At 47.1% G+C, this 10,354-nt stretch carries 7 protein-coding genes and 1 pseudogene; 1 reads left to right on the top strand and 7 read right to left on the bottom strand.

All coding sequences use genetic code 11. The annotated features are described in order from the left end of the window. From B3O33_RS03820 to B3O33_RS03790, 7 genes and pseudogenes are all read right to left on the bottom strand, one after another. Window positions 1–210: pseudogene (locus B3O33_RS03820) on the bottom strand (sensor histidine kinase); the annotation flags it as partial. Beyond that, window positions 200–877: a response regulator transcription factor gene (locus B3O33_RS03815; protein WP_292361672.1), complete on the bottom strand. Its 678-nt coding sequence runs from the start codon at window positions 875–877 to the stop codon at window positions 200–202. The pseudogene B3O33_RS03820 and the gene B3O33_RS03815, both read right to left, overlap by 11 nt. Continuing rightward, window positions 877–4,032 (bottom strand): efflux RND transporter permease subunit, encoded by a 3,156-nt coding sequence (locus B3O33_RS03810; RefSeq protein ID WP_292361673.1) that lies wholly within the window; start codon window positions 4,030–4,032, stop codon window positions 877–879. The genes B3O33_RS03815 and B3O33_RS03810 overlap by 1 nt, the downstream gene beginning before the upstream one ends. Continuing rightward, window positions 4,025–5,194 carry an efflux RND transporter periplasmic adaptor subunit gene (locus B3O33_RS03805; RefSeq protein WP_292361674.1) on the bottom strand — a complete coding sequence of 390 codons (1,170 nt, stop codon included), beginning with the start codon at window positions 5,192–5,194 and terminating at the stop codon, window positions 4,025–4,027. The genes B3O33_RS03810 and B3O33_RS03805 overlap by 8 nt, the downstream gene beginning before the upstream one ends. After that, on the bottom strand, window positions 5,191–6,561 hold the full coding sequence (locus B3O33_RS03800) for a TolC family protein (RefSeq protein ID WP_292362980.1): 1,371 nt from the start codon (window positions 6,559–6,561) through the stop codon (window positions 5,191–5,193). Before B3O33_RS03800 ends, B3O33_RS03805 begins: the two co-directional genes overlap by 4 nt. A gap of 72 nt (window positions 6,562–6,633) precedes the next feature. After that, a complete protein-coding gene (locus tag B3O33_RS03795) occupies window positions 6,634–7,854 on the bottom strand; it encodes a multidrug effflux MFS transporter (RefSeq protein WP_292361676.1) in 1,221 nt (406 codons plus the stop codon). A 64-nt stretch (window positions 7,855–7,918) separates the two neighbouring features. Continuing rightward, on the bottom strand, window positions 7,919–9,208 hold the full coding sequence (locus tag B3O33_RS03790) for a mechanosensitive ion channel family protein (RefSeq protein ID WP_292361677.1): 1,290 nt from the start codon (window positions 9,206–9,208) through the stop codon (window positions 7,919–7,921). Between the two features lie 364 nt (window positions 9,209–9,572). On the opposite strand from B3O33_RS03790, the gene B3O33_RS03785 reads away from it, so the two are divergent. Continuing rightward, a partial coding sequence (locus tag B3O33_RS03785; RefSeq protein ID WP_292362978.1) for a SulP family inorganic anion transporter occupies window positions 9,573–10,354 on the top strand: 782 nt, incomplete at its 3' end.

Below are 10,354 nucleotides of genomic sequence, written 5' to 3'. Positions count from 1 at the left end.
GCCTCTATAATTAACCAGTTCATCATCGGCAAGTGATTTGTTATTGGCGAGATAGGTCAGCGCGGCGTTTTCCATACCACCGGTCACAATATTGTCCATGCCGCGAATAAAAAAATGGGCACTTAACAGGGAATAACCAAGCACAATAGTGCCGCCAAACAATAGAAAGCTGACGGTCACCAGGCGTTTCAGGCTGATTTTACGTTTCATTATCATCCCTGATAGCAATGCCTACACCGGGAATAGTATGTAGTAATGCTGTTGCAAACTCACCATCAATCGTTTTACGTAAATGGTGCAGATGGACTTTCAGGCTGTCACTGTCAGGCACTTCCTCACCCCACACGGCAATTTCAAGCCGTTGACGGCTGACAACATTCGGTGATTCGCGTAATAACAATTCCAGAATTCGCCAGCCAGTCGGTGATAAGTGCAGATTGATATCGGCTCTGCTTAACTGACGTTGCTGTAGATTCATCTGCAAATCACCACAGCGAAGCAGCTGCGTTTGTCCGCTCCTTCTGCGTGATAATGCCTGGATCCGCATCACCAGTTCTTTTAATTCAAAAGGTTTGACCAGATAGTCATCCGTACCAGCGGTAAAACCTGCTTGTTTATCGGTCAGCTGATCGCGTGCAGTGAGCATTAATACGGGTATATCCGACCCTTCACTGCGCAAGCGTTCACATACTGTCAAACCGTCAATACGTGGGAGGTTTAAATCCAGTAACAGCACATCGTAATAATTTTCCTCCAACAGGTTCAGACCAGCAGAGCCGTTACTGGCATGATCACAGCTGATGGCTTCCAGCTGCAGATAATCCATCACCGTTTGTGCCAGATCCAGATCATCTTCAATAAGTAACACACTAATCATCAGGCGGGTCCTTGTTCAGTTGCAGGCAATACGACTTTGCTGCCACGATGAAAATACTGCGCCACATCGTGTTGAATCATCAATAGCAAGGGGATTAATATCAATGTAATGACGGTGGCAAACATAATGCCGTAAGCCAAAGACACTGCAGCAGGAATCAAAAACTGTGCCTGTCTTGAGGTTTCTCCTAATAAAGGCATCAGACCGGCAAAAGTCGTGAAGGATGTCAGTAATACCGCCCTCAGGCGATCACGGGCAGACATCAGGATAGCCTGACGTACATCGGTATATTCTTCCTTCAAATCATTAAATCGTGAGACCAGCAACAGACTATCGTTGACCACGACACCACTTAGCGCAATGATGCCGTTCAGTGACAGGATCCCCAAAGACAGATCATTCATCCAGTGACCCAGCAGTGCGCCAACAATACCAAAAGGGATGGCGGTCATGATTAATACCGGTTGAATATAGGATTTCAAAGGGATGGCCAGCAACATATAAATACCCAGCATGGCCAATAAAAACAGGTTAAGCATGGAAGATTGGGTTTCTTCCTGTTCAGCGGCTTCACCCGCAAAATAGATGGTCAGACCGGGATATTTGGCTTCTAACTGGGGCACAACATCGCGTTTTAACTGAGCTACAAACTCCGTGATAGAGAGTAAATTCTTATCCACATCAGCAGACAGATAGATTGCCCGCCTGGCATCAATGCGGGTAATACTGTCACGGGTAAATCCATAGCTGATGTCGGCCACGCTGGACAACGGAATCACGGTTCCGTCATCCAGACGAACCCTGGATTTCAATACATCTGCCGGATTTTGCCGGTCAGCCTCCGGGTAACGGACTTTGACTTCAATTTCATCACTGTTGCGCTGATAACGTTGTACCACCTGACCAGCAAACCCTTGCAGGATTTGCCTCGCCAGTTCATCTGTACTGAGCCCCAGGGCCCGGCCTTGTTGATTCAGCTTAAGTTGTAATTGAGGCTGGCCGGGTTGCAGATTATCCTGCAAGCCGATAATACCCGGCATCGGTTCCAGTAACGAATAGAGCTCGGCCCCCGCCAGCGTCAGCACATCATCATCGTTGGATCGTAACTCAACTCGTAACGCATCATCTGCCTGACGGCCACTCTGAATTCGTAAACTGCGAACGGCTTCCGGCATACCCACACGTTTTTCCCATTCCCGGCGAAATTCGAATAAGTCATAAGGGGAATCGGAGGCTAATTCAACCGTCAAACCACCACTATGATCAGACTGCGAAAGCAGTTGCAGATTGGCTATTCCGCTTTTCGCTGAATCGGCATCCTCTCGCAATGCTTTATCCGTTTCATAAGCTTTGCGCTCCATCATTATTAACGTTTCGTGGGTGCGGCCAAAACTGACATCTTTATGCATCGAGATATTTGCTCTGACCGTATCACCCGGAATCGCTGGGAAAAAGCTCATGCGGATAGTGCCATTAAAAGGCATTGAAAAGACGATAATAAATAACATCATAAATACCATCAGCAATCCGTAGCGAAACCGCAAAGCAAACTCGATAGCCGGTTGATAAATATGTTCGGCAAACCACTGTAAGCCACCATCAGCACCCTGCTGAATTTTGCGCCAACCAGTGGCAAGTATGTTTTGAGAGGGTTTTTTATGGGTATTCAGATAAGCCAGATGAGCAGGAAGAATCAGCTTGGACTCAATCACGGACATGACTAACGCGATGGCCACGACCGCAGCAAACTGTGAATAAAGCTCACCCAGTCGTCCTTCAATCTGCGATAAGGCATAAAAGGCGACGACCGTGGTAAACACACCGAATAACGTCGGTACAGCTACCCGCATCGTACCTTTTATCGTGTTACGCAACGTGTCACCCTCACGGGATCGCACGCTATAAATACTTTCACCCACCACCACGGCATCATCGACGATGATGCCTAACGCCATTAGAAAGCCGAAGGTGGTAAACGAGTTGAGTGATAAACCGGCATAAGAATCGCCCATAAAAAACAGCGTGCCAAGAAACACAAAAGGCAGGCCCATGGCTACCCAGAAGGCCACCGTCAGATTTAAAAATACGGCGAGTAATATGAACACCAGCACAATACCGGTCAGGGCATTTTTAATCAGTAAATTTAACCGATCCATTATGCTGGTACTGCGGTCATACCAGGAGGCAAGCTGAACCTGTGCGGGAAGTTTGTTGCTGTTCTGCCATTGCTCAACGACTTCATAAGCATCGGCTACCGAGTCAGCGATATCATCCAGCCCTGTAGTCACAACCTGTACACCAATACTGTCTTTTGCCTGGAATCTGGACAAAATAGATGTTTCATCATCAAAACTATCGAGAATATAGGCCACATCGCCCAGTAAAAGCTGTTGGCCATCATCCCCGGTAATTACAGGGATTTTGGCAAAATCCTGTTTAAGATAAGCCTGTTCGGAGGCATTGAGTTGCAGATAGACATTTTCATTACGCAGAACAGCCGTCAGTGGCGTAGAAGAATTTGTATTGATGGCATTTTCAACGTCGCTTAATGACAGGCCATAGGATTGCAGTCGAGCATCGTCGATTTCAATCATCATCATCGGATCCAGCCAACCGGAAATGGTCACGCGGTTAATGTTGGATTTTGTCAGTAGATCCGCTTTCAATGACTCTGCAATTTGTTGCAGGCTGTGCCGATCAGTATCACCGTATAACTGTAACCAGATAGCATGTTCTTCCCGTTCTGCTTTACTGATAACAGGATTTTTGGCTTCTGCCGGAAAAGTGGATATGGCATCCACCTGAGCTTTCACATCACGCATCAACGTGTCGAGGTCATAGCCACTTTGCATTTCAACGGTCACGGTCACGCCACTGCGAGTTGACTCACTGGTCAGGGTCTTTATACCAATAATGCCTTCGAGTTGTTCTTCTATTTTGATCGCCAGACCTTCCTCTGACAGTTTTGCTGAGCCGCTGTCATAGGAGACTGAAATTGTCAGGCTGTCAGGCTCACTGCTGGGAAAGGCTTCTTTGCGTAAGTCACCCACGGTCATCAAGCCCATAATGATGACCAAAAACATCAACAGGTTAGCTGCGACCGGATTGGTAGCAAACCAGCCGATAATGCCACTGCGACCGATAATTTTACTCATAATCTACTGCCTCAATCGGCGCCACGGCCATGCCTTCAATATAGCTGCTGATGGGCTGCAGTAATATTTGATTTGCAGTTGCTTTCAAATTCTCAGGTGGATTGATATAGATAGAACGCTCATCACTAAACACTGGTGAGGTAGCAAATTTCGCCAGCTCCATATCTGCTGTGACATACCAGATCTCACCTCGTTGACTGAGGCTGGACGTTGGGACCTGCCAAAGCTCATCCATCTGACGACCACCCAGACTCACTTCGACAAATACACCAGGATAAAGCACGGGCTGTTGATCCAGTGGGTTTTCCACGCCAACAATCAATGAACGCTGACGAGTGGTTCCATCAAGATGTTGTTCCACGCGCAGGACTTTACCTTGCCAGCTTGCATCACCTTCTACAGCATGCAAATCGACAGGCCACTCTCCCGTCTTTAACATTTCGGGCTCCGGTAAGCTTTGCCACTCGCGATCTGACAGGGATACTTTCACTTCGACCCGGTCGGTGCTATATAACGAGGCGACTTGCGTGCCAGTTTGCAGATAACTGCCGGGCGAGACATCACGGGTGATCACCAATGCATCAAATGGTGCTCTGATAAGACTCTGTTGCAGATCTTTTTCAGCGCTGGCTAATAAGGCTTCAGCATTGGCCAGGCTGGCTTCAGCACTGGCCAATTGTGGAACGCGTAACACCAGATCAGAATCAGGATCGCCCTCAAGACCTGAAGCCAGCCATTCAGCCTGCGCTTGCAGACCTTGTCGTTCTTCCTGCAGGTAAAGCAGTCTGGCCTCAGCTACCTGCTGTTTTGCCGCTGCTACGGCGGCACGATAATCACTGTTTTCCAGACGTAACATCTCCTGGTCTTTTTTCAGACGGAATCCAGACTCAAACTGTGGTGATATTTGCTCAACCTGGCCCGCTACTTGTGCACTGAGATTAATACTGTAATGCGCCTCAGTTGAACCAAAAGCGCTGATACGTGATTGATAGCGACCAGGTGTGACTGTTTTGACTGAAACCTCAGGTCTTATCTCTGGCACTTCCCTTACTGGCAGTGGGCGGTTGGCATACCTATCGATCTGATATTGGGTGAAAAAGTATATGGCAACTAACGCACACAGAGCAGCTAAAAACACCAGCCATTGCAGTCGTTTTGTCATGCTTTAGCCTCCAGGCCCAATGCCAGTCCCAGAGAAATACGATTCAGTAATCGTAGATAAATCAGATCATCAAGCTGAGCCTGTAAATTATAGGTTTGTTGTTGCACGGTGAGCAGATCCAGGATAGTAAGCAGTCCACTACGATAATTCGCCTGATATTGACGAAGATTATTTTCGGCACTGGCCAGAGCCGTTTCGATATGCTGCTGTTGTTTTACCAGAGCCTGCTCCTGACTCAGTGCCTGTTCTATTTCTGTTACCGCATTGAGCAAGGTATCCCGGTATTGCTGGTAACTAATGGCTGTCTCCAGTTCACGTATTTCGGCTTCAGCACGCAATTGTCCACCTTGATATAACGGCGCAGTCAATTGGCCTAATAAGCTCCATACCGGCGCCGTAAATAAACTGGCCCGGGGAGAGCTGCCAACATCCTCTAAAACCGCCTGCAAACTCAGACTGGGCAACAAATCCTTATAAGCAACTTCCGTACGAGCACTGGATGCCTGGATAGCGGCATAAGCCGCGCGTAAATCCGGACGACGATTTAATGTCTGCTCTGGTAAATCGATAGCCGGGATGACCACGTCAGGATAATCTGCCGGAAGCGTAAATTCCGGATTGTTTACCTGTCCCACTAGCGTTTTCAGTTGAATGGTTTGCTGACGAAAACTTTGGGTTAAAGCTTCGATGTCGGCCGATGAGGAGGCAACAGCACTTCTCGCGCTATCCAGGTCTTCCAGTGTGCCGAGGCCCTGGCGATAGCGTTGTAGTATAAAAAATTCAGTCTGTTGCAAACTGGCCTGACGCTGCTGTTCTATATCAAGCGCCCGTTGCTGGGCAATCAGCGTTAACCATACTTGCATCACTTCCGCTGCTAGCGTGTCACGGGCAGACTGATACAACAGGCTTTGTTCGGTAATATCCAGATCTGCCGCGCGTTCATTGTCAGCGAGTTTTCCCCATAAATCAGCCTGCCAGCTGATACTGAGATCAGCTCCGAAACGGGTATCACTGTCACTGCTGTTCTGCGCAGAGGCACCGGCACTGATAAAAGGACGTTTTTCGCCAGATGCCTGAATCCGCTGTGATTGCCGAATTTGCAGGGTTAATAGCATTTGTTGCAAGTCAGGGTTGGATTGCATCGCAATCTTCAGCAACTCGTCAAACATATCACTATCAACCAAATCGTTCAGATAAGCGACGTGAGTCTGTTGCGATAAATTTTGCCATTCATTAACCCGTTGCTGTTCTACTGAGATTAATTCAACGTAGTCAGGTTGTTCTGGCGTAATACTGCATGCTGACAGCATCAGCAATGGCAGATAAGCCAGCTTTTTTAGATATCGATCCGGGTTGATATTGCTCACCTGATATCGTGCTCCCTATAAGTTGGGTGTCAATTTGACAGCCAATTTAGAGGCTGGAGGGTTAATGCCGGGTTAACAATCAGTCTTATTTTGAGGATGCTCCTGACAACTATGCAGAATCAGGGTTTTTAATGTCAGACCTGCAATGGCGCAGCCAGACATTACGGTAATCATTGGCCAGAGGCTGCCATCGCCCAGAGAGCTGACCAGTAAACCACTGGCGGCACCTGATAAGAATCCAAATGAACCCAGTACGGCGGTAGCGGTTGCACTGCTGCGTGGAAAGAATTCAACCGTACTGGCAATGGCATTGGACACAATAAGGGCTTGTGAACCGATAAATATCATGATGCCAATAACGATAATGGCTAATGCCGGAGCAGGACTGATCAGGATATATAGCAGCATTGTTAAACCTGTGATGACCTGCAGGATTTGTCCCAGTTTTAACAGGCAGGGTGGGTCGTAAAAATGCAGCAGTCTGACATTGATGCGATTGACAACAATCATCATTAGTACATTAACGGCAAACAATAGAGGATAGACCGAAGCGGAAACGCCAAAATAAATCATATACACCGAGGGGGAGGCGGTAATAAAGCTGAACAAACCGCCATAGGTAAAACTCTGTGCGGCCAGATAAGCCAGGGCTTTACGATGTGAGAGCACTTCAATATAACGCTTTAGCGCTGACGTAGTCTGAATGGCTTTTACGCGAGTTTCAGGTAACAAGCGATAAAGCAGCAGGCCGATTAACAAAGCATAGACAAACAGCACAATAAAAATTGAATGCCAGCCAGCCAAGTGTAAACAAACCATGCCGATTAACGGTGCAACAAGTGGGGCAATCATCATGATAATCGCCATATGTGACAGATATCGGGCACTGTCACGGCCACTGCTGATATCACGAATCACGGCAGAAGAATTGACAATTGCCATGCCGCCACCGATAGCCTGCACCACTCGCCATATCCATAAGCCAAGTAAGGTATGGCTGAGCACAATTCCCATGCTGGCAACACAAAACAGCGTGAGCCCAATAAAAATAACGCGACGCCGGCCAAAATGATCGGATAACGGCCCACCGGTCAATTGACCGACAGCAAAACCCGCCAGAAATAAACTCAGTGATAATTCAATATCATGAATGCTCACAGCAAACTCAGCAGCCATTAACGGCATTGCTGGCAGGTAGGCATCAATTGCCAGAGGAGCGATCGCGGTAAGACCGGCCAGTAACAGAATAAGCTGTGCCACATTGTGGGTGCTGATAGCGGGTTCTTTATCCATTTTGACGGTCAGTCAGCTTCCTTTCATTAAGCAAACAGAGTGTTACATTATTGAGTTGTTAATATTATTTGTTTGGTGAATCACCCAATGCCGGGCTTATTTCCGGATCCTGCTTTGGCAACGATTGCAGTCTTAATTCACGCATATCAAAGCCGCTGGGCTGCTGAAAAACACGTAAGCCAAATTCGGGCAGAATAGCCAGCAAATGATCAAAAATATCCGACGCAATGCCTTCGTATTCAATCCAGTTGGTAGTATTGGTAAAACAGTAAATCTCCAGAGGCAGACCATTGGCTGTTGGCTCAAGTTGCCGGGACATCAGGGTATAGTTCTGATGAACCTTTGGATGATTTTTCAGATAATTGCTGACATAGGCGCGGAAGCTGCCAATATTGGTAATGCGACGGGTATTAACAGGCTCTTTACCCCACTCAGCTAATTGTTGATTCCATTCATCAATATCTTTTTGTTTCTGATGTAAATACTCATCCATCAGGCTGAACCGATGCAGCTTTTTCCGTTCATCGTTCGATAAAAAATGAATACTTTGCTGGTCAATCAAGATACTGCGTTTAATGCGCCGACCGCCTGATTCCTGCATACCGCGCCAGTTTTTAAAGGGATCGGTCAGGAAACGTTTGGTCGGAATGACGCTGATGGTTTTATCCCAGTTCTGCACTTTCACCGTATGTAGCGCGATATCAATAACATCACCGTCCGCATTAAGCGGTGTCATTTCAATCCAGTCACCGACCCGGATCAAATCATTTGAACTGATTTGCACACTGGCGACCAATGACAGCAACGTGTCCTGAAAGATCAACAGTAATACGGCGGCCATTGCACCCAAACCGGACAACAGTATTAAGGGGGAACGATCAATCAATGAGGCAATCATCAGGATTGCCGCAATTGCATAAATAGCGATTTTGAGTACCTGGATATACCCTTTGATGGGTTTCAAATGCGCATCTGGACGTTTGTTATAAGCATCATTGATAATGGTCAATAAGCTGCCAATGCCCAACGCAATGGTGAGTACAATAAATGCTGTAGTGACATTCTGTACCACTGCCACAGCGACTGGCGAAATATTCGGAATGATGACGATCCCGGCGGACAGGATAAGCGCCGGTACAATATTCGCCATGCGCCGGATAAAAGATGAATCCGCTAAAGATGAATACCGGCCTAACTGAGTGTTTCTAAGGATGCGATAGACGCCGCGAACCAGAATACGTTTGACCAGCCAGTTTGCGATCCACGAGACCAGGATCAATACGCTCAGGCCAATCAGCGTGTAGAGATGAGGGTAATTCTCCAGCCATTCAGTTATAAGATTGTAACTTTCCACAGTGTGCTCCGCAGCGTTGCATCAGGGGGCAGATTGTAGCATTCAATTGGCTTTGAAATCTGGGTCATAATGCGGTGTTTAAGGCGGGAAGGTTTCCGTAAAGTTTTGAAGACAGAGCAATTTACTGTATATTGGCCGGTTTTCCAAACAAGCCCTATTATCAACGTGAAGCTTAATCCACCCTAGCGTATTACTTCCCCCGGGACCTTTCTGGTCCTTGATGTTTAACACATCGTCCCCGCCAACAATGCGGTTGTGCCGGTCATAACCACAGTTAAATGAATGTAGTCGACATCAAAATGTCACGCAGCTTGGCAATAATTTTTTATCTGAAAAAATCTTTTGAACACAGGAACCTGAATTAATGTTGCAAAACCTTAGACGAGACTGGTTTTCCAATGTCCGTGGAGATCTGATCTCCGGCATTGTGGTTGCTTTGGCACTGATCCCCGAAGCCATCGCTTTTTCAATCATTGCTGGGGTTGACCCGAAAGTGGGTTTGTACGCCTCTTTCTGCATAGCAGTAGTGATATCCATCGTAGGTGGTCGTCCAGGTATGATTTCCGCGGCTACCGGCGCGATGGCGCTATTAATGATCACCCTGGTTAAAGAGCACGGTCTGGAATATCTACTGGCAGCAACATTGTTAACAGGGATACTGCAAATCGGTGCCGGTTATCTCAAATTGGGCGATTTAATGCGTTTTGTTTCACGCTCAGTGGTAACAGGGTTTGTGAATGCCTTGGCTATTTTGATTTTTATGGCGCAATTGCCAGAACTGACTAATGTCACTTGGCATGTATACGCCATGACAGCAGCAGGGCTGGGTATTATTTATCTATTCCCATATGTGCCTAAAATCGGCAGGTTATTACCATCGCCTTTGGTCACCATCATCGTGCTGACCTTAGTTGCCATATTTACCAATATGGATATACGTACTGTCGGTGATATGGGCGATTTGCCTGATACTTTACCAATTTTCCTATGGCCAGATGTGCCACTCAATTTTGAAACATTAGCCATCATATTCCCTTACGCGATAGCATTAGCCGTGGTTGGTTTGCTGGAATCCATGATGACAGCCACCATCGTTGATGATTTAACAGATACGTCAAGTGATAAAAACCGTGAATGTAAAGGTCA

The organism is Methylophaga sp. UBA1464 (assembly GCF_002325665.1).
Lineage (GTDB): Bacteria > Pseudomonadota > Gammaproteobacteria > Nitrosococcales > Methylophagaceae > Methylophaga.
The sequence above is the reverse complement of the archived record's forward strand: the minus strand, read 5'-3'. Positions and strand labels throughout refer to the sequence as shown.